Origin of the sequence: Paenibacillus sp. CR_12 (assembly GCF_041953985.1) — a bacterium.
GTDB lineage: Bacteria > Bacillota > Bacilli > Paenibacillales > Paenibacillaceae > Paenibacillus_AQ > Paenibacillus_AQ lautus_A.
In genome coordinates, this window is sequence record NZ_JAVFHO010000003.1 from 749,648 (window position 1) to 770,364 (window position 20,717).

A 20,717-nucleotide genomic window follows, 5' to 3' on the forward strand; every position below is an offset into this window, starting at 1 on the left:
TTGGAAAATAATGATTTTATCCAAGTTGCTGGTCAATCCGGTTTAAAAGTCACGTCTTTGGTTAATAGTAAGGCACAAACAACTATAACTTATACGAGGTGATAAACATGAGTTTTCTTTGGTCATTAATCGTTGGCGGTATCATCGGATGGATTGCTGGTTTGATTATGGGCAGAGACATCCCCGGCGGTATCATCGGTAACATCATTGCTGGTTTCGTCGGTGCTTGGCTGGGCGGACTTCTGCTCGGATCCTGGGGACCGGAAATGGGTGGATTCTACATCCTGCCTGCGTTGATCGGTGCCGTCATTCTGGTCTTTATCGTCAGCCTGATCATGGGTTCGATGAGACGCGGCCGCTCATAACCACTTGAAATTGAACGTTGATGCGTAGTTTCTGCGATTGTTCCGCTATGACATGGTTTAGACGTACTTACAGCGGTATTCGCAAGTGCAACGGACAATTTCCGTAACAAAACAGGGTGACCTATTCGCCATCATGGCATAGGTCACCCTGTTTTACATGTTTAAGTAATGGGAAGTCCCTGCTTCTTCGCGTAATTGCCCCAATGCGGCTTACGCCCGTCAATGTCGCTAAACCCGTATTCATCCGATAAGTCCCAGCTGGTCAGCGCCTTCCCGCTCTTGTCGGAAACATCCGGATCGGCTGCCAACGCCGCGACCGCCTGCCCAAGAAAATATGGGGTCTCCGATTCGATGAAATGCGGTTCTTGTGCCGTGGCATCCCGCCAATTTTCTTCCGTAACGCCGAAGTGATCCAGCATTTGCTCCGAGCGCAGAAATCCCGGCGTCACGGATAGTGCGGTTACCTGATAGGGACGCAGCTCTTCCGCCATGGCTGCGGCCAGATGAATCGCCGAAATTTTTGCCAGGCTGTAATACAAATTCCCGCGATACCGGTACGTCGAGCCGTCCGTGACCTCAATGACCAATCCGCCGCCGTTCTCCACCATCAGCGGAACGCCGTAATAACTCGTGATCATATGCGCTGTCACTGCCCGCTCCTGCATCAGCAGTCCATCGGACAGAAATTGCTCCCAGAACGGAATATTCCAATGCGTCAGGTTCTCGCCGCCCCATATATCATTGACGAGGATGTCCAGCCGGCCTTGCTGCTCTTCACGAATGCGTTCAAACATCGCTTTCACTTGCTCTTCCACGGTATGGTCGCATTGCACGGCAATGCCGGTGCCGCCCCGGTCCGTCACCATCTCCGCCGTGTCGTCAATCGTCTCGGTCCGCTTGATATCCGACGCTTGGCCGCGTACGCTCCGTCCCGTGCAATACACCGTTGCCCCCGCGGCACCCAGCATCACCGCAATGGCGCGGCCTGCTCCCCGGGTCGCTCCGGCCACGACGGCGATTTTTCCTTGCAATGGCTTAGGATCATTCTTATTCATAGCGCTACCTCCAACTATATACTGAAGTATCTCAACGCCTTCATCGTATCAGACATATATGACATCCGTTGTCTTATATCCATGCTACAATACAATTAACTTCTATAGATACAGAGAGGTGACATAACTTGAGGGCGGATCGTCTATTATCCATTATGCTGATGCTTCAGAACGGGGGGAAGAAGAACACCCGTTATCTGGCGGAGCAGCTTGAGGTATCGGAGCGCACGATTATACGCGATATGGAAAGCTTGAGCTCGGCGGGCATCCCCGTGTATGCGGAAAGAGGATCCCAGGGCGGGTGGGTGCTGGAGGAGAGCTATCGAACGAACCTGACCGGCATGACGCCGGACGAGCTCATCTCCCTGCTGGTTTCCAGCCACAGCCCGCTGATCGGGGATTTGGGGATCCGTAAACAGTTTGATGCTGCCTATCAAAAATTATTGGCTTCCTCCCCACGCTCCATTCGGCAGGATGCCGAAATCATTCGGGAGAAGATCCATATCGATGGCGCAGGCTGGCACTCCTACCGCGAATCGCATCCGTATCTTACGGTTTTGCAGGAGGCGCTGTGGTTGGATCGCATCATGGATATCCAATACATGAAAGGAGAGGAACGAGTCGAAAGAAGGATTCATCCGCTCGGGCTGGTTGCCAAACGGAGTACCTGGTATGTGGTGGCCGAATCCCAAGGCGAGCTGCGAACCTATCGCGTATCGAGAATCGTGGATGCCGTCATGTCCGAGGATACATTCCAGCGTCCGGCCGGTTTTAATCTAGCCGAGTATTGGGAGGAGTCGCTGGCACGGTTCATGCAAAATCTCCCGCAGTATCCCGCACAGGTTCGCATGACCGTCGATCTGATCAAACGCTTTGAGCGGGAGCGGTACGTAAAAATACTCCGATGCGATATGGATAACCAGCACGACGGGTGGATAACGGCCGATTTGGAGTTCAACACCTTGGAATCGGCTTCGGCATTTCTTCTAAGCTGCGGGGCGGAAATCGAGGTGATGGCCCCCCAAGAGCTTAGGGAGCATGTCAGCATGGCGGCAAATGCCATATCGCGGCTATATGAATAGATCAAATTAAAACACCGGGCAATCGCCCCAAAAACAGAGGCTTACCCGGTGTCGTGTGTATTGCGTGCGCGATGTGCGCCATCTTCATTGAATCGTATGGAGAGGCTTCAGGTTGGCTTCGATCTGTTCCCGCTTCGGCTCCAGAAACGGCGGCAGCGCAAGGGACTCGCCGAGATGGTCGATATGCTCATCCGTGTCAAAGCCCGGACCATCGGTAGCTACCTCGAACAAAATACCGTTAGGCTCCCGGAAATACAAGGAACGGAAGTAAAAGCGATCGACAAATCCCGAATTCGAAAAGCCCACATCGCCGATCCGGTCAATCCAGGACCGAAGCTCTTCCTCGTCCTCGACGCGGAATGCAACGTGATGAACGCCGCCGCGGCCAAGCCGCTCCTGCGGAAGATCCGTTCGTTCCTCCACGTGCACTTCCGCTCCCGTACCGCCTTCTCCCGTCTCAAAGACCAGGATATCGGGCTGCCCGTCTACTGGCGAAGCATAGTGCCCTTTGTAGCGGAAGCCCATCAGCTCCGTCAATACCTTCACGGTCTGCACTGGATTAGGCACGGTCAGCTGCACCGGGCCTAAACCGATGATGGCGTATTCCGCCGGAACCGGCCCCTTTTCCCATGGAACGCCGCCTGGAACTCCCTCGTTATGTTCATCCGAAACGAGAATGATGCGCTGGCCCTCGAAATCCCTGAAGAGAAGGGTCAATCGGCCCGCACGTTCCTTGATCTCCTCGCGTTCTACGCCGTGCTCGTCCAATCGCCGGGTCCAATATTCCAAGGCGCGGTCGTTCGGCACGCGCAGGGATGTCGCCGAAATGCTGTTGTTTCCCTCACGGGTCCGGCCGGCCATCGGAATTTCGAAGAAGGTAAGCTCCGTGCCTGGATTTCCTTTTTCGTCGCCATAAAACAGATGATATACCGAGACATCGTCCTGGTTCACCGTCTTCTTAACCAATCGCATGCCCAGAACCTTTGTATAAAATTCGAAGTTCCGCGAAGCCGCAGCCGTTAACGCGGATACGTGATGAATTCCTTTAAACTTCATGACTTCAACCTCCATTTATCGTTTTTTTCGTTATTAATAGCATGTTAACCATCTTCAATATTCATAGTTGCCTTCTGATTCGGGAGCAGCTTCGTTCTTCGCTGGCTTCTTTACGTTTGCTTAATCTCAGTTTAGTATTTAAACCTTAAATCGTCAAGTCTTAATATTAAGATATTTAAAATAAAAATAACAGAACTCCTTTTCCCCGATCGAACCCGGAAAAATGGATCTGTTATTCATTCCCTCCTATGTTGAACCCTATCCGCAAAATATCCGATTTCGATATCATGGGATCAAGGTCCGTTCTATGTCTTGGAGACCGCCTCTTCCCGATACTCGGATGGCGTTTTCCCCGTGATTTTCTTAAATACCTGGGTGAAGTATCGCGGATCCTGATACCCTACCAGCGGCGCTACCTGGTACACCTTCACGTCCGTATTCAGCAGAATGCTCTTGGCCTTCTCGATCCGGCACTCCGTCAGGTACTCCAGAAACGTATAGCCCGTCGTTCCCTTAAACAGCGTGCAGAAATGGCTGATGCTCAAATCCGCCAGCTCCGAAACCTCTTCGATGGTCAGATCCTTCTGGTAATTCTCCGCGATATACTCCTTGGCTTTGCCCATCACGGCTTGAACATTGTCTTTGGCCTGCCCGGACCGGCTTTCGGCAATCCATTTGCTGAAGTGACTCTTGATGACGTCCATCAGCTGCTGAAGCGTGCCGGATGCATGAAGCTCCTGCAGCAGTTCCTCCAGCGACCACTCAAACAGCACCTTCATATGCTCAAACTGCCGATACAGCACGACGCTCATCTCCAGCAGCACCCGCTCGGTCATCTCCCTGCTGAACGCATGCTCCTCGATATAAGCCTTGGTTTCGTCAAAAAGCTCCAGAAGCCGCTCCTTATGAAGCGTGCGGATGCTTTCCACCATGAGCGACTCCAGATGCTTCGGATACTTCGCTTCGCTGGCCGTTTCCAGCACCGAATCGGGCGCCCCGAGAAACACGCCCTCTTCCCCGGAATAAAACCGCTGGTACAATGCGCGCACGGCCGTCTCGTAAGCCGTTCCCAAGCGGTCGATGCCGGCCATGCTGGGACTGAAGCCGACCGAGCAGGACAGCTTCGTGTTCCGCTTGATCAATTGCACCAGATCCCGGCCGATATCCTCCTGCCGCTCCTTCGTCAAGTTCGGAAACAGCAGCACCCATTCCCCGCTGCGGAAAGGAAATACCGTCAGCCCGCCATGCTGCAAGGACCACTCCTCGAGGACGTTCCGTACGGCAAACAGCCACAGGCGCTTCTCGTCCATGCTCCACAGCTCGTTAAGCCGCAAATATTGATCCAATTGAATGACGGCCATCGTGTATCCATGCTCCAGCTCGCTGTCCTCCAGCCACTGCATATGCTGCAGGGGACTACGGTTCCCTTCGATGAATTCGGTCAGCATCCGCTCCCGGGCCAGCAGCGACAGAACCTTGATTGAGTGGAGCATCTGGTCATCCGCAATCTGCTTCTCCAGCGTTCTGGCCGCCCTGGCAATCGTTTCGGTCAGTTCATCGTGGTCGATCGGCTTCAGCAAATAATCGAAAGCCCCTTCGCGCAGCGCTTCCCTCGCGTATTCGAATTCGCCGTACCCGCTGATGAAAATAATGATTCGTCTTGCCTGATCCGCCTTCAGTTCCTTCATGAGCGTAATGCCGTCCATCCCCGGCATCCGAATATCGCTGATAATGATATGCGGCGACACTTCGCGCGCCAGCTTCAATGCGCCGTCTCCGCTCTTGGCCTCCCCAACGACCTCCAGATCGAGCTCATCCCATGGAATAGCCGCCTTCAGGCTGCGCAGAATGATCGGCTCATCATCGACCAGCATGACTCTGAATTTGCCTTCCGATCCGCCCATGACGTTCCCCCCTGTCTCCTGTTTACTCTGCTGCCGTATTCCGCCTAAGCTTCCAATACCGGACCGAGGACTTCTGAATTTGCTCCAATGCGCCGGCAGCATCGATCCGTCCTCCAATCATATCCTCGATCACCTTAAGGAACGAACTGTTCACCTCGGGTGATAACGTGTTGTCGTAAGGCAGAAAGGTGCTCGTGGATTCCTCCATCAATTCCGTGACTTGGGCAAAAACTGGCCCGGTTTTCTTCGAATCATAGTCAATCTTCATCGAAGGGACGCGCAGCCCTTCATACACCAGCCGAGTCTGCACCTCCGGGGTATAGAACATGCCCAGCAGCTCCAGAGCCGATTGCTTTTTCGTTTCATCCAAGTCCGATGACAGCCCGATGCCGATCGTATATCCCCCTGCCAAGGAGCGTTCTTCGCCGGGAAAAAGCGACGGAAAGGGAATGACGCCGATCTCATTCTGAAAATCCGGGTAATCCTCATTCTGCAGCAGCGTGATATCCCAGCTGCCGTTCATATACATCGCCGCTTTTCCTTCCGTGAACTGGGCAATCGCTTCTTCCGTGGAAAGATCGTTTGCGTTCGGACTGAACGCCCCTTCTTCGATCCACAGCTCCAAGTGCTCAAACGCCTCCAAATACGACTCTTGCACAAAGCTGGCCTGATCATCGCCTTCAACCAGGCGGTCAATCAGTTCCGGCCCGGCGTAGCGATCCATGAAATAATGGGCAAAAATTCCCGCCGGCCACCTGTCTTCGTTGCCGACCGCAAAGGGGATGATGTCGTTCTCCCGAAGGACACGAATAGCTTCGTCCATCTCTCCCAGCGTCTTCGGAGGCTCCAGCTTCAGCTGCCGGAATAAAGCCCGGTTATAATAAATCGGCTCTGCGTGTCCCTCGAAGGGCAGGCCATAGATCCTGTCCTCGAAGGTCCAATGGTGCAGATCCTTGAACTGCTCCTTCAATCCGGTATCCTGCAAAAAATCCGTTAAATCCATCAACCGGTTGGATCTGGCATAAGGCACGATCTCGGCCCCTCCGAACAAAACAAACATATCCGGCGGCGTGCCGGTCACCATCTCGCTCTTCAGCTTTTGTTCCCGGTGAATCGTCTGATCGATGCTCTCGAAGTTCACCTTTACGTTTGGATGCGCTTTCTCATAAGTGCGGACGATGCTCTCGAATACGGCCAGCACCGGCTTGTCATGCTCTTTGTTCCAGAAATGCCGGAACGTTAGCGTGATTTTCTCGGGCTGTTCCTCCTGAGCCGGTCCCTGATTCTGTACCGTCACCCACACGACAGACAGTGCCAACAGAGCGGCATATCCGACGATCCAGCCCCAATTCCAAAACCATCTCACCCTGCAGCCCCCCTGTCATGTCAGTATTTTCGGTATTCGAATTCGTATCAAGGAGCCGTAACCCGGGGAGGAACAGATCATCAGGCCGTAACGGCTGCCAAACCGGATCCGCAGCCTTTCATGGACATTCTTCAATCCGACCCCGTTCTCGCGGTACTTTTTGAGCTGTCCCGGATCCGAATTCCACAGCTTCATCAGCGTTTCCGGATCGAAGCCCGGACCGTTGTCCTCCACGTCAATCACGATATCCTCGCCGTTCTCGGACACCCGGATGGAGATGAGTCCGCTCTCCTCCATCGGCTCGATCCCGTGATATAAAGCGTTCTCAACAATCGGCTGAACGATCAGCTTTTGCGTTACGTAGTGCCTCAGTTCATTCGGAAGCTCAATGCCGTAATCGAATTTTTCCTCGAACCTGAATTTCTGTATCCGCATATAATGCTGGACATGCTCCAGCTCCATGCTGAGGGGGATAAGCTCATGATGCTCGCTGATGCTGATACGCAGCAGCTTACCAAGCGAAACCACCATCTTGCTGATATCCTTATTGCCCTGAAGCACGGCCATCGAATTGATCGATTCCAGTGAATTATAGATGAAGTGCGGATTGATCTGAGCGACCAGCGCCTGCAGCTCCGCTTCCTTTTTTCGTGCTTGTTCCGTCTCGACCTGCCCAATCAGCTCCTGGATCTGGGTGCTCATCCGGTTAAAGCCGTCGATCAACAAATCCGTCTCGTCCTCCGCCACGTTATGCGACGGGATCGGAACGAAGATGCCCTGCTTGACGCGCTTCATTCCGTTCACCGCGCTAATGATGCTGCGCACCATTCTGCGCACAAAAAAACGGTCGAACAGGAACGCCGACACGAGCGAGATCAGTCCCAGGATCAAGGCTAGGTTGCGAATCGGGACCGATTCGGCCGAAATCAGTTTGCTTGGCGTGATGGCGACCAGAAACCAATCTTTATTATGGGAAGGTGAATATGTGATCAGCGATTTTTCGCCTGCATATTGATCGATGTAGTAGCCTTTTCCATTCGTCTTATAACTATCCGAGAGAAACGGGAATTCCGTCCGCTCCCCGATATGCCCGCCTGACTTGCTGAACACGATGTGCCCCTGCTGGTTGACCAGCAAAATATCTCCCTGCTTCAGCGTTGCCGCCTCCCAGAACACCTGATCCAGGAGATCCGGCTTCACGTAGATCACCACGGTTCCGATATCCTCCAGCGAGTAATAGTCCTTGATGACCCTGGATTGAATCAAAACGGGAGCGCCGTCAGCCGCAGAGCCGTTCTCGCCGGGTCCGACCCATACGGGACGCCCCTCCGCCTTCTCCACCGCTTCATACCATGCCTGCTGCCTCAGTTCCTGAAGCTCCATTCCGCCATTCGTGTTATACATCAACCGGTCATTCGAATAAAAAGCAAACGACGCAATCATCGGATGATTGATCAGATTGTTGATCTCCTGCCGCCGTTCATAGGTAACCGCGTATTCCGGCTGTTTCAGCATCTGCTGAACCGATTGCTGGGTAATCGCCGAGTTCGAAATCGTCGTGATTTCGTTCAAGGCGAACTTCAGTTTCCGATCCGTTTCCAGGAGCGAAATCCAGTAGAAATCATTCGACTTCTTCTCCATCGCTTCCGAAAAGCTGTAATAGGATACCCCGCCCAGCGCGATGACCGGAATGAAGACCAGAAGAATAATAGCCAGCAATATCTTTCGGCGGAGTTTCATGGATCCTTCCTCCCTCCACTCTACTATGTCTATTATTCTTCATGACAGGCCGCATTCCTTGTCGACTTCACCTTGCTTGTTAACTTTTTATGGCGCCTGATGTCAATCCGGCGATGACCCATCGGCTGAACAACAGAAATACGATGAGAAGCGGCAACGTCGCCGTGAAGGTGGCCGACATGATCATGCCGAAATCAAGGCCGTCCTTATTGGTGAACAATTGCTGCAGCGCAATTTGAATGGTGTAATTCTCTCTGTTTTTCAATACGACGAGCGGCCAGAAGAAATCATTCCACACGTTCATGAAGTTCAGAATCCCGAGCGTGGCCATCGCCGGGGTAACAACGGGAATGGCAATGTTCCAGAAGATCCGGAAATGTCCGCCGCCGTCGATCCGCCCCGCTTCGATCAGCTCGGTATGAACGGCAGAGGCGATGTACTGCCGCATCCAGAAGATGCCGAAGGCATTGACCATGGCCGGCACGATCAGCGCTTTGTAGCTGTCGATCCAGTGCAGCTTGGCCATGATGACGTATTGTGGAAGCACGCCCAGCTGGGCAGGCACCAGCATCGTGGCAATGACAAATACAAACAGCGTCTTTTTCAGAGGAAACTCATACTTGGCAAAAGCATAACCCGCCAGCGTGCAGAGGAACACAACGGACAGGGTCACGGCCGTAGACACCACCACCGAGTTCATCAAGGCCCTGAAAAAATCCGTCCGCTCCAGCACGCGCGCGAAGTTATCGAAAAACTGCGAGCCGGGCGTAAGCAGCGGCGGAATGTGAAATGCCGCATCCTTGTCATTGGTAGCCACGACAAACATCCAGTAGAACGGGAAGACCGAGACCAGCGCGCCAAGGACCATGAAAAGATAGAAAAAGAATTTCGCGACGACACCGGGTTCATCCGGCTTTTTTCGGCTTATGGCGACTGTGCTCATGCTTTTTTACCTCCCGAATCTTTGCCTTCGCGGCCCAATATCATATTTAATACCGAGAACAGAATGGTGGCGATGAACAAGAGAACCGCCGTTGCCGCAGCCGTACCGAAGAATCCGTTCTTAAATGCTTCGTTATACAAATAGGTGACCATCGTGACCCCTTCCTGACGCGTAGAACCCGTGCCGGACTGACCGAGGAATACATAAGGCTCCGTAAACAATTGGAGCGCGCCGATCGTCGATACCAAAGTGACGAACAGAATGAATGGGCGAAGAAGCGGCAGCGTGATATAGAGCAGCTGCTGGCCTCGGGTGGCCCCGTCGATTTTGGCCGCTTCATAAATATCGGTCGGAATGCTCTGCAGCCCCGACAGAAAAATAATGGCGTTATAGCCCATCCACCGCCACATGACCATGGACGATATGGCGATTTTGACTCCCCACCAGCCGGAGTTGAACGGCACGCTTTCCGCACCGAAGGTGTTCAGCAGCCAGTTGACCATCCCGTTGTTTCCGAACATCGTACTGAACACCAGCGTCACCGCAACGATGGAGGTGATGTTCGGCATAAAATACAGGATGCGGAACGTGTTCTTGAATCTGTTCAAGGCCGAGTTGAGCATAACCGCAACAAATAATGCCACAATCAGCTGCGGCACGGTTCCCATCAGAGCCATTATGAGCGTGTTGCTAAATGCGATCCAGAAGGTCGGGTCGCTTGTAATAAGCTCGTAATTCTTGAAGCCGACGTATTTCATCGGTCCGAGCGCATCCCATTTGAAGAAGGACAAATAGATGGTAAACAGGATCGGATACAGACCGAAGATTGCGAACAATATAAAGAATGGCGATATAAACGTATAAGCCGTAAACCGGCTTCGCACGGTCTCCGTCAACAAGCGCCGCCTTTGCGGCACCGGTTGCGGCGATTCTGCTTTTGCTGTGTCAGCCATGATGCACCTCCAGGTAGGTAAGGATAAATCCGAACCCGAGCGAAGGGCTCTTTATCCCTTCTCGGGTTCGGACGGTTATTGGATATGAACGGGCTAGCTGGAATGATCCGTCTGTTTAACCTAGCTGCGATCGACCAGCGTCTTGATTTGCTTCATTGCGCTTTCCCATTCTTTTTGCGGGTCGGCCTTTTTCTCCAGCACGTTTTTGAGCGCGTTTTTGATGATCGTGTCGGTCTGGTCATGAAGCGGTCCGTAGTAAACCGGCTTGATGCGTTCCGCCGATTTGGCATACGCTTCGGAAATGACCTGGCCGCCGAAGAATTCGTCCTTCTCTTCCGTGAACGAAGGCTCGCTGTATACCGCCGGGATGGACGGGAACAAACCGCTGTCCTTAAACGATTTCAGCTGATTCTCCTTGTTCAGCACCCACGAGATGAATTCGTAAGCTTCCTTCGAATGTTTGCCTTCCTTCGGCAGGGTCAGGAACGAACCGCCCCAGTTGCCTGCTCCTTCAGGAAGCTGGGCAATCTGCCATTTGCCTGCGGTGTCCTTCGCATTGCGGATGGTGCCGGCAATCCAAGCCGGGCCGAGCATAACGCCGAAGTCGCCGTCATTGATCGCTTTTTGCCATTCAGGAGACCATAGAATCCAGTTGCCGATCCAGCCTTCCTGAATTCCTTTTACCGTAAAGTCGTAAGCTTTTCTCACTTGCGGGTTCGTATCTCCGATAAAAGAGCCGTCCTCTTTGTTGAAGTAGATTTGATCCGGGGATTGGTCACGCACCCCGTTGTAGACCAGGTCCGTCAAATCGGCGAAAGGCTTTCCTGTTTTGCTTGTGAAATCCTTGGCCACGCTGGCGAATTTGTCCCATGAATCGATCGCAGCGCTGAAGCCGTCCGGATCGGTTGGCAGTCCTGCTTGCTCAGCCAGATCCGTACGGTAATAGACGACCGTAGGGCCGATGTCTGTTGGCAGACCGAGTTGGAAGGTGCCGTCGACCGATGTGGCCTGCTTCCATTTCCACTCCAGGTAGTTGCCCTCTAAGTCTTTGGCGCCGAGGTCGTACAGGTTATAGAACTTATCCTGGTTATTGATGAAGCGCTCCATGAAGGCAATTTCCAGCTGGAAAATGTCGGGTGCGCCAGAGCCCGCGGACAACGCCGTCGTCAGATTGTTGTGGTGCGCCGTTTGGTCCGACGTATTCTGGAATTTGAACGTGATGTTCGGATGCTCTTTCGTATATTCCTTCGCCAGATCTTCATAGTTGGTCGTTCCGAGCGACCAGAAGGAGAGCTCGATTTTCTCTGTGGACTCGGTTCCTTCTTTCGTATTGTCCGTTCCTTCATTGCTGCTGCCTCCCCCCGGAGATTCAGCCGTACTACTTCCGTTTCCGCCACCGCCTCCACATGCGGCCAGCGTGAACACCATGATGACACTCAGGAGCAGCAAGCTCCATGATTTAAACCTTTTCATTCTTCTACCCCTCTTCCATGGAACGTATTTTTCTTCTTTAGTCTAATGAAAGCGGCGCCAAATTTTGAGGAGGCAAACTTTCGAATTTGAGTTGAATATATTACGATTCACGTACATCTCGAAAAATCGCAGCACTAAAAAACCGCATATCGAATATCGATAGCGGTTTATATAGCTTAGATTTGTCATATCGTCCATTTGACGATGGAACCCGCGTAGGTCATGCCTCCGCCGAATCCGTAGAGCAGTGCGTGGTCTCCCGCTTTCAGGCGCCCTTCGTCGACGGCCAGCTGAAGCGCAAGCGGAATGGAAGCTGCCGATGTATTCCCCCGGTACTCGACGCTGGTCAAGGTGCGGTCCATTGTAAACGGCCCCCGCTCGTTAATCGCCTCGATCATGCGGAGATTGGCGCTATGCGGAACAAACCAATCGACTTCGTCCGCGGTCATGCCCCCTTTGGACAAAAGGGCCCGGACGCCGTCCGGAATGTTCCGAATGGCCCACTTATAAATCTCGCGGCCATTTTGGACAAGGCATCCGCTCTTTAATTCCGTACCGTCCATTTGCTCGGAGAGAGCGGTTTTATACAAATGAATGCCGCCTTCGCCAAAAGTGCCCGAGACGGAAGCGATGATCCCCGCCGAAGACTCGTCTCTCTCCAACAATACGGCACCTGCGCCATCCCCAAACAATACGCATGTCGTTCGGTCGGTGTAATCCGTAATCTTCGATAGCGTTTCCGCGCCGATAACCAGAATTTTACGGTAGGCTCCCCCGGATATCAATCCGTCAGCCATCTGCAGCGCATATACGAATCCGGCACAGGCGGCATTCAGATCCAGCGCACCCGTGCTTGCGATGCCCAGCTTCGATTGCACTCGGGAAGCGGTACTGGGAAAAGAGTACTCCGGCGTGCTCGTGGCCACAAGAATCATATCCGCATCCTGCACAGTAACGCCATACCGTTCAACCATATCCTCCACAGCCTTAATGGCAAGATCGGACACGTACTGATCGGGAGCCGCAATCCGGCGTTCCCGCATGCCTGTTCGCTGGACGATCCACTCATCGCTCGTTTCCACCATCTTCTCTAAATCCGCATTCGTTAAGATCCGTTCAGGAACGTACGTCCCGATTGCCGTTATTCTCGACTTCGATTGGCTCATCATTCCCACCTCCAATTTTATAACCATTATAACACCAAGTATTAGGACTTGGTACTAATTAATTTTTTATATATGATTATTACAGCCTTCACCATCTTCGCCCCGATCTAAACACGCGGTCCCTCTTACACGAAAAAACCTTTATCGTTTAAAGCGATAAAGGTTCTCTAATTAGAATCAGAAACAGACTTCCTCACCAATCGACATGGAATGTATCTGGATGCGGGGATCCCGCAATTCGTCTGTCAGACAGGCTTGCAGCCGGTCTGTTTCTTCCTTGTCCGCATGGACAAGCACGGTATGCAGCGCCGGCACGCCGGTTATCATCCGACGAACGTCCGCCAAGCCTTGATGTACCTTATACCTGATTTTCCTGACAGAGCAGGCCCCGTACGACGCCGGATGTTGAAGGAGACGATGTCCAAAGGTTCCCTGTGAAACATGACCCGTCAGCAGAACCAGATTTCGGATATCGCCCGACATCTGCTGATAGTACCACTGCGCAAGCTTCGACTGCATCATCCCGTCGGTTACGAACCATAGCGAGGCCCCGTGCGTCTGAAGCAGCGACTCGCGTTCCGTTTCGCTGGCAGGCATGATCCAATCGTTCCGGTTCAGCACAAGCTCCAACTGCTTTCTTAATTCCAGGCCGGAATCCTTCTCGCGAAGCCACTCCGAACGACGCCGCAGTCGCTTCATCCCTTCGATCAGCGGCGCTTCGATCACGATCGGCACGTTTCTCCATTTTCGGTATGCCCACACAATCATTTCCTGCCCTCGGCCTGCGGCCGGAACCGGCAGCAGCACCTTCCCGCCGCTATGCAGCGTGCTCTCAATCTGCTGCTCCAATTGCCTCAGCTTATCGGCCTGGGAGTTCGGGTCGGTCCCGTAAGCCGCGTCCACGATAGCCAGGTCCAGCAGCGTGGAAGAAGGCTTATCTGCCAGAGCCGGACTATCATCCTCAAGCAGCAGAGATTCCGACGTATAATCGCCTGAATAGAAAATCCGTTTTCCTTCCGCCTCTACGAGGAACCAGACGGCCCCGACCATATGGCCGCTTCGCCCCCACATGACCTTTACGCCGGGAAACGCTTCAAACCATGTCAGCCTATCGCCCTCTTCCTCCAGATACCGATAGCGGATCGCCAGCTGATCCTCCTCCATATAGGGAAGCACCGCGCCGACTCTGGCGGTATACTCCTTCCAAGAGGCAAAATAGGCGGTTAACTGCGCCGCCGTCTCCCGGGTCGTCCATACCTCCCCTTTATATCCAAGCCGGTAGAGGAGCGGTATCGCCACCGAGTGATCCTCGTGGGCATGGGACAGAAAGACCGCATCCAGCTTTGGCACCTGCTCTTGCTGGATCATGGGATAGTCTCCTGCTCCTTCTTTTTTGACGCCGCAATCCAGAAGCAAATGTACCTGGCTGCCGTTTAGTAAATAGGCGGAGCGGCCATGCTCTCCCGCACCGCCCCACACCGTCAGTTTCATCATGATGCATTCCACTTTCTTTTAGAATTCAAAGCTTCGACCAGCAGCAACAGCAGCACTGTCATGCCGACGGAGACAACGGCCATGGCCATCCCGAGCGATACCTGCCCCTGCTCGAACTGGGCAAAAATATACGTAGCCGATGTCTGCATCGACGGCGGCAGAATGAGCAGTGACCCGACCAGCTCCCGTGACGCTATGGTGAACGTCATGATCCATCCCGCCAGCATTCCGGGCATAATCAGGGGCAGCAAAATTCGCCGCAGGATGAGCAGAGGGCCGCCGCCGAAGACTTGACCCGCCTGGAACAGGGTGCTGTCAATCTGCGTAAAGCTGGCTTTTACGTATTGGACCGTGTATGGAAGAAACAGCACGACGTATGTCAGCACCACCATCCCGTACGTATTGTAGAGCGTCACCGGCATCCAAGGCGCATTCCAGAGCAGGATCAGACCGACTACCATGACGATGCCGGGCACCGTATTGGGCAGGAGGCTCAACAGATCGATGACCCGCTGCATCCGCGCCTGGGACTTTCCGATCGCTAGGGCAAAGCCGGTACCCAGCAGAACGGCAACCGTTGATGCTGCAAGCGACAAGCCCAGACTGTTACCGAGTGCCTTCTGGCTGACGGAACCCCAGGCCAGCAGTTCCTTGTAATGAGCTAGCGTCAGATTATCCAAGGACAATCCGGCTCCCCTGAGCTTCATCAAGGACGCCGCAATAACGGAAAAGTAAGGAATGCCGACGGATAATATCAGCAGCAAACCGATATATAGCGCACAAATGGCACCTCTGCCCCCGCGCAGCGAATACCGTTTGGCACGTTGGCCTTTGCCGCCGACCAGACGGTAAGTAAACCTTCGGCTGATCGTAGACTGCATGTACCACATCACCAGGCATACCGACAGGAGAACGGAGGCAAGCGAGGTCGCTTTTCCGAAGTCGATGGGCCAGCTTGAGATGTATTTGTGAATTTCCGAGGTCATTACATAATAGCCGATCCGGCGGCCGAACGTTGCCGGGGTGCCGAATTCCGCAATCGTTTTGACAAACACCAGCATGGCACCCATGCCGTAGGAAGATAAGAGCAGCGGCAGTATGATTCTTCTAAACCGGTATCCCGCGCTTGCGCCATGAACGGCGCCGGCCTCCTCCAGATTCTCCCCGATCCGGATCAGGGCGTCCCGCAGCAGCAGGTAGAGAAACGGGAACAAGTGCAGGCTCATGATCAGCACCATTCCCCCGAAGCTGAAGAAGGAATCGCTCCATCCGGCTGCTCCCGGAAGCCACTGCTGCAAATATCCGCCCTTTTGCATAAACAGAATCCAGCCCATCGAACCGATATAGGGCGGGGTCATGAACGGAATCATCAGAATCACGTCAACCCAACGATGCTGTCCCAGCCGGGTTTTTGCCATCATCCAGGCAAGCGGCAGCGCGAGCAGCGTCGATCCTGCCACCACGCATACCCCCAGCCAGATGGATTGCAGCAAAATGCCGGACAATTCATGGCCCGCAATCGTCCGTATCGGTGCCAGCCAATCGAAGTGCTGATCGGGGTATACGCTTTGCCAGAAAATAAGCAGCAGCGGCAAACCAATGCTAAGGCTAAGAAGAAAAAGGGCGAGAAGCACGCCCATTTTCCATAAAAATCGCGGACTGTCCATGATGACTGGTCTCACTGCGGTTCACCTCACATTGCCTTCCTGTGGTTCGCTTGTATGCGATCTACTTAAATACATCGGAAAAACGGGCCGCGGTCTCATCCCCATGATCGTTCATCCAAGCCCAATCCACTTCAAACACCGGAATATCCTTCAGATTGGTCCGGCCTTCGGCCTCCACATCCTCACGACCCGGGATCAGATAGGCATCCGCCACCAGCTTCTGGGCTTCGTCCGACAGCAAGTAGTCGATGAAGGCCTTGGCATTATCCACATTCGGGCTGGATTTCAAAATCGCCGCCGGTCTTGGGCTTACGACGGTCCCTTCCTCCGGATATACGATGTCAAGCGGCTCGCCCTTGGCTTTGGCCGAATACGCCATGTAATCCACGCCTGCGGCAACCAAACTCTTGGCACCGGTGATCACCGGGTCCAGCGCTTCCTGATTCGCTCCTGCCATGGCGGTACCGTTCGCTTTATAGCTTTCGAACAGCTCCCAGCCCGCGTCGCCCTTCACGCTCAAATAGCCCGTGATAAAATCAAGTGCCGATCCCGACAGCGTCGGATCCGGAATATTGACCGCATCCTTCCACTCCGGCAAACCCAGATCCGCCCAGCTTTGAGGCGGCGCAGAGACCAGATTGGTGTTGTATACAATCCCGAGCGCCGATGCGCTTGTGCTGAAATAGTTTCCTTCCGCGTCGGACCAATCCTTGTTCAGCTTGTCGGCATTGGCTGCTTCAGGATAAGGCAATGTCAGACCATCCGCCTTCAACGCCTGTGCGGAAGGGAGTGAAGCCAGGATGACCACATCCGCGACCGGATTCGATTTTTCCGCTTCCATCCGTGCCAGGATTTTGCCGGTTGTCCCTTGGAACATCTCTACCTTCACACCCGTCTTGGCCTCAAAGCCGCTCACGATATTGTCGGCCAGCTTTTGAGGGCCTGCGCTGTACAGAACGAGCTTGCCACCGGCAGCAGATGCATTTCCAGATACCAACGGGCTGCCGCTATCCTGTGCCGGCTTGGCTGAATCGCTATTCGTCGAGCTCCCGCATCCAAACAAACTCAGGCTCATGACGGATGCCAACAACAGCACCGCGCCTTTCTTGCGTAACTTCAATCGACTCATTTCTCCCCAACTCCCCTTCATCCTAAGCCTGCAGCAGCAGGCGCGCGTTTTGTTTTATTTGGCTGCGCATTCTTTGTGTTCCTATCATGAAACGGTTCTTCACCCATCCGGCAGATCGACCGGGGAGACACGTACAGATTCACGCGTTCTCCAACAGTTGTCCGCTTGTCGAGATAAGCGGTCCACGGATCCAAGCCGTCCACCTGCAGGCGAATTTCATATCGCTCGCCTACATAGCTGACGCTTAGAACGGTTGCCTGAAAGCATTCGTCCTCCTCGCTTGTCCTTTTCCAGGCCACATGCTCGGGCCTCACCATCGCCTGATCGTCCGTCAACCAATTGGACTTGCCGATAAAAGAAGCCACAAACGGATGGCTGGGTGCTTCATATATCGTCTCTGGGGTTCCACGCTGAAGTACTTTCCCCTTCCGCATCACCACGATTTCATCCGACATCGACATGGCTTCCACCTGATCGTGAGTGACATAAAGCGCAGTCAGCCCCATGTCCTTCACCAGCGACATCATTTCGATCCGCATCTCCTCCCTTAGCACGGCATCCAATGCACTTAGCGGTTCGTCAAACAGAACCAGGGCTGGACGGATCGCTACCGCTCTGGCAAAAGCAACCCGCTGCTGTTGTCCGCCGGACAGCTGGTGCGGGTAACGGTTCTCCATCCCTTCCAAGCGAACCATGGCCAGCGCTTCGGTTACTCGCTGCCTGAGATTCGCTTTAAGCTTCGCCGCCTTCAATCCGAATGCAACGTTCTCGTATACCGTCATATGCGGCCAGAGGGCAAAATCCTGGAATACCATCCCGAAATTGCGTTTATGCGCCGGAACGTCAATCTTTTTGTGCTTGGAATAAATACACTGATCTGCCGCATAAATTTCTCCTCCGTCCGGCTGCTCCAGCCCGGCGATCATCCGTAACAGCGTGGTTTTGCCGCAGCCTGACGGCCCGAGCAATGTGGTGAATCGACCATGACGCAGCTTTAAATCGGTAGGAAGCAGCGCGGGTGTGCCTTCAAATGATTTATGAATCCCCCTGATTTCAATATCCATTTTCGATCCCTGCCTGTCTTCTTAAGCTGTTTCCAGTGTAAGGCTCACGTTTAAGCGTTGTATTAGATAAATGTAAAACAGGAATTAACTTTTTGTTTGAATTCTGTTGATACTCATAGATTAAATCTATATAGAGAGATAAATAAGGAGCATACAGGGGAGAGATGAACGAATGAATCTGATGAAGCTGCAAATTGTGGAGCTGATCGAACGCCATCATCATATGACTGCCGTGGCAGAGATACTTGGCATTAAGCAGCCGACGGTTACTTTTCATATGAAGTCATTGGAGGAGGAACTGCAAGTAAGACTGTTCGAGTCCCGAAGCGGAAAAACATTTCTCACCGAGGCCGGACAAGCCCTGCTCCATTATGCGATAAAAATAAACGCGCTGGCCAAAGAGTCTGAGCGGGTCGTCCGTGAATACGACAGCTTATATCGGGGAACGCTGCACATTGGAGCCAGTTATGTCCCTGCAACCTATCTGCTGCCAGGGATCTTGAATACCTTTTCGCATGAGTTTCCCGGCATACGGATTTCCTTGTCTGTCAAACCTTCGCCGGTCATTCGCGACATGTTGGGAAAGCACCAAATTGACCTGGGCATTATATCATCGGAGCCCTTCACGGGTCCGAGCCTGCAGGCCGAGCCCTTGTGCAAGGATGATCTGTCCCTGATATGTTCACCGGGCCATCCCCTGGCTGCATCGGATAACCCGCAGCCCGAGCAGATCATTCGCAGCCCCTTTGTCCTTCATGGAACCGAGTCCAGCACAAGGCAGTTGACCGATCTGTGGCTGCAGCAGCATGGTCTGCATATGCGGAGTCCCGTGGAGCTGGACTCGCTGGAAGCGATAAAACAACTTGTGTTATTGGGGAATCATGTTTCCTTTATGTCGCGCATGGCAGTGCAGCGAGAGTTGCGGCAAGGGATGCTTAACGTCATGCCTATTCCCGGCCACCGGGCATCCAGGCATATATACTGCGTCTATAATAAGGACCGTCTTCCTTCCGTGCAAATTCAGCGTTTTCAGGAGGTTTTGCGGGAGATGGGCCAACAACTGGAGCAAGCTATGTGGGAATAGGAGATGCCTTCTGGTTCCCAGCAGAGGAATTAACAAAAAATGTATGCAAGTATTCAATTATTCTATATAGATTTGATACAGTCAGCCCTTCCCGTTAACAGCTCGTAATTAATCGGCGTTTAAAGTTAGCTGTGTACCTAAATCCATTTCATGGGAGTGATGGAATTGAAAAAATGGAAACAGCTGACGTTGTCATGTATGGTGGGATTTGCGATGCTGGGAAGCGGATTATCCGATTTTAGCGCCTCCGAAGTTTCGGCCGCTGCTAATGCCGTGCCTGCCTATGAAGTGAAATTCCTTATCAAACCCGAAGCCGTGCTGGAAAACGGCGGCAGCCCTCGGAGTGAAGTCATTCAGACGTTCGGTTTGGCTTCTGCTCCCCAAGCCATCGGCGTAGCTTACTATGACACGGACCATTTGGGGTTGAATGCCGAAGGCTGGGATGTCCGTTTTCGTAAAAAAGAGGACAAGGATAACTATGAGCTTACTTACAAGAAACGGTATCCCATCGTAAATGGAGATATCAACGCTGCGCTCAGCTTGGCAAATCAGGAAGGCTTTGATGCATCGGATGACAATTACGAGGCCGAGATTGATTGGGGTTATGGCAAACAAACGCTTAGTTTCTCCAACACCAAGAAGGTAAGTACGAGTGCAACCGGCACGGTGCTGCCATCCGAGCAGGACTCCCTTGCACTGCTGCTGGATAAATTGCCAGGCAAGCTTAATAAATGGTCCGCTCCGAATTGGGGACAACAACAGCTTTCACTGTCCCGCATCCATGGACCTCTGACTTTCCAGCGTTATGAAGGATCATGGAATGGCCAGAAAATGAGTCTGGAAGTTTGGCCGATTCGTACTGCAGACGGTACAGGTACCGAGAATCTGATCGAAATCTCATTCAAAACAGACGATGTCGCGACAGCCTCCCAGCTCCGATCCCAGCTGATGGACTCACTGGAGTCTCACGATTGGCTGCTTCCTGTCGACGGTTTGAAGACACAGCTGATACTGGAAAGATATTAAGCTAAGCAAACATATTAAATATGGAACCTTATGATAAAGAAAAGAAGGGCACCCACATTCGGGTGCCCTTCTTTCTGATGATTGTTGATTACGTTTTATGTGTAACCATAAAGACCGCTATCGATTACTCGATAACGGTCTTTATGGTTG

The 20,717-nt window shown here is 53.0% G+C and carries 17 protein-coding genes; 4 read left to right on the forward strand and 13 right to left on the reverse strand.

The annotated features are described in order from the left end of the window. Positions 1-107: 107 nt before the first annotated feature. Positions 108-365 (forward strand): GlsB/YeaQ/YmgE family stress response membrane protein, encoded by a 258-nt coding sequence (locus RB297_RS15495; RefSeq protein ID WP_009592319.1) that lies wholly within the window; start codon positions 108-110, stop codon positions 363-365. 161 nt (positions 366-526) lie between these two features. Here the strand turns inward: RB297_RS15495 and RB297_RS15500 are convergent, their stop codons facing one another. Beyond that, entirely contained in the window at positions 527-1,420 is an 894-nt protein-coding gene (locus RB297_RS15500; protein WP_375120905.1) for an SDR family oxidoreductase, read from the reverse strand. A 128-nt stretch (positions 1,421-1,548) separates the two neighbouring features. Here RB297_RS15500 and RB297_RS15505 point away from each other — a divergent pair, with 128 nt between their 5' ends. Further along, positions 1,549-2,502 carry a helix-turn-helix transcriptional regulator gene (locus RB297_RS15505; RefSeq protein WP_277747872.1) on the forward strand — a complete coding sequence of 318 codons (954 nt, stop codon included), beginning with the start codon at positions 1,549-1,551 and terminating at the stop codon, positions 2,500-2,502. An 84-nt stretch (positions 2,503-2,586) separates the two neighbouring features. On the opposite strand, the gene RB297_RS15510 is transcribed toward RB297_RS15505, so the two are convergent. From RB297_RS15510 to RB297_RS15565, 12 genes are all read right to left on the reverse strand, one after another. After that, positions 2,587-3,558, reverse strand: coding sequence for a ring-cleaving dioxygenase (locus tag RB297_RS15510; RefSeq protein WP_012819073.1), 972 nt, complete (start codon positions 3,556-3,558; stop codon positions 2,587-2,589). Positions 3,559-3,863: 305 nt separating this feature from the next. Beyond that, on the reverse strand, positions 3,864-5,462 hold the full coding sequence (locus tag RB297_RS15515) for a response regulator transcription factor (protein ID WP_277747871.1): 1,599 nt from the start codon (positions 5,460-5,462) through the stop codon (positions 3,864-3,866). Positions 5,463-5,484: 22 nt separating this feature from the next. After that, positions 5,485-6,828, reverse strand: coding sequence for an ABC transporter substrate-binding protein (locus RB297_RS15520; protein ID WP_192569708.1), 1,344 nt, complete (start codon positions 6,826-6,828; stop codon positions 5,485-5,487). A 15-nt stretch (positions 6,829-6,843) separates the two neighbouring features. Continuing rightward, the gene (locus tag RB297_RS15525; protein WP_036661988.1) at positions 6,844-8,568 is read right to left on the reverse strand and encodes a cache domain-containing sensor histidine kinase; all 1,725 of its coding nucleotides are present in this window, start codon (positions 8,566-8,568) and stop codon (positions 6,844-6,846) included. 79 nt (positions 8,569-8,647) lie between these two features. Then, a complete protein-coding gene (locus RB297_RS15530; protein WP_375120906.1) occupies positions 8,648-9,511 on the reverse strand; it encodes a carbohydrate ABC transporter permease in 864 nt (287 codons plus the stop codon). Next, on the reverse strand, positions 9,508-10,464 hold the full coding sequence (locus RB297_RS15535) for a carbohydrate ABC transporter permease (protein WP_375120907.1): 957 nt from the start codon (positions 10,462-10,464) through the stop codon (positions 9,508-9,510). The genes RB297_RS15530 and RB297_RS15535 overlap by 4 nt, the downstream gene beginning before the upstream one ends. A gap of 120 nt (positions 10,465-10,584) precedes the next feature. Further along, on the reverse strand, positions 10,585-11,937 hold the full coding sequence (locus RB297_RS15540) for an ABC transporter substrate-binding protein (RefSeq protein ID WP_090912166.1): 1,353 nt from the start codon (positions 11,935-11,937) through the stop codon (positions 10,585-10,587). Positions 11,938-12,122: 185 nt separating this feature from the next. Beyond that, on the reverse strand, positions 12,123-13,103 hold the full coding sequence (locus RB297_RS15545; protein WP_176502472.1) for a ketoacyl-ACP synthase III: 981 nt from the start codon (positions 13,101-13,103) through the stop codon (positions 12,123-12,125). A 177-nt stretch (positions 13,104-13,280) separates the two neighbouring features. Further along, the gene (locus RB297_RS15550) at positions 13,281-14,597 is read right to left on the reverse strand and encodes an MBL fold metallo-hydrolase (protein ID WP_119849966.1); all 1,317 of its coding nucleotides are present in this window, start codon (positions 14,595-14,597) and stop codon (positions 13,281-13,283) included. Continuing rightward, a complete protein-coding gene (locus tag RB297_RS15555; RefSeq protein ID WP_375120926.1) occupies positions 14,594-16,237 on the reverse strand; it encodes an ABC transporter permease in 1,644 nt (547 codons plus the stop codon). The genes RB297_RS15550 and RB297_RS15555 overlap by 4 nt, the downstream gene beginning before the upstream one ends. 88 nt (positions 16,238-16,325) lie before the next feature. After that, positions 16,326-17,393 (reverse strand): ABC transporter substrate-binding protein, encoded by a 1,068-nt coding sequence (locus tag RB297_RS15560; RefSeq protein ID WP_375120908.1) that lies wholly within the window; start codon positions 17,391-17,393, stop codon positions 16,326-16,328. A 17-nt stretch (positions 17,394-17,410) separates the two neighbouring features. Continuing rightward, a complete protein-coding gene (locus RB297_RS15565; protein WP_375120909.1) occupies positions 17,411-18,457 on the reverse strand; it encodes an ABC transporter ATP-binding protein in 1,047 nt (348 codons plus the stop codon). 172 nt (positions 18,458-18,629) lie between these two features. Between RB297_RS15565 and RB297_RS15570 the strand changes: the two genes are divergently transcribed. Both RB297_RS15570 and RB297_RS15575 read left to right on the forward strand, forming a co-directional pair. Beyond that, complete coding sequence (locus RB297_RS15570) at positions 18,630-19,541, forward strand: LysR family transcriptional regulator (protein WP_375120910.1); 912 nt, start codon at positions 18,630-18,632, stop codon at positions 19,539-19,541. A gap of 159 nt (positions 19,542-19,700) precedes the next feature. After that, positions 19,701-20,567, forward strand: coding sequence for a hypothetical protein (locus RB297_RS15575; RefSeq protein WP_375120911.1), 867 nt, complete (start codon positions 19,701-19,703; stop codon positions 20,565-20,567). Positions 20,568-20,717 lie beyond the last annotated feature (150 nt).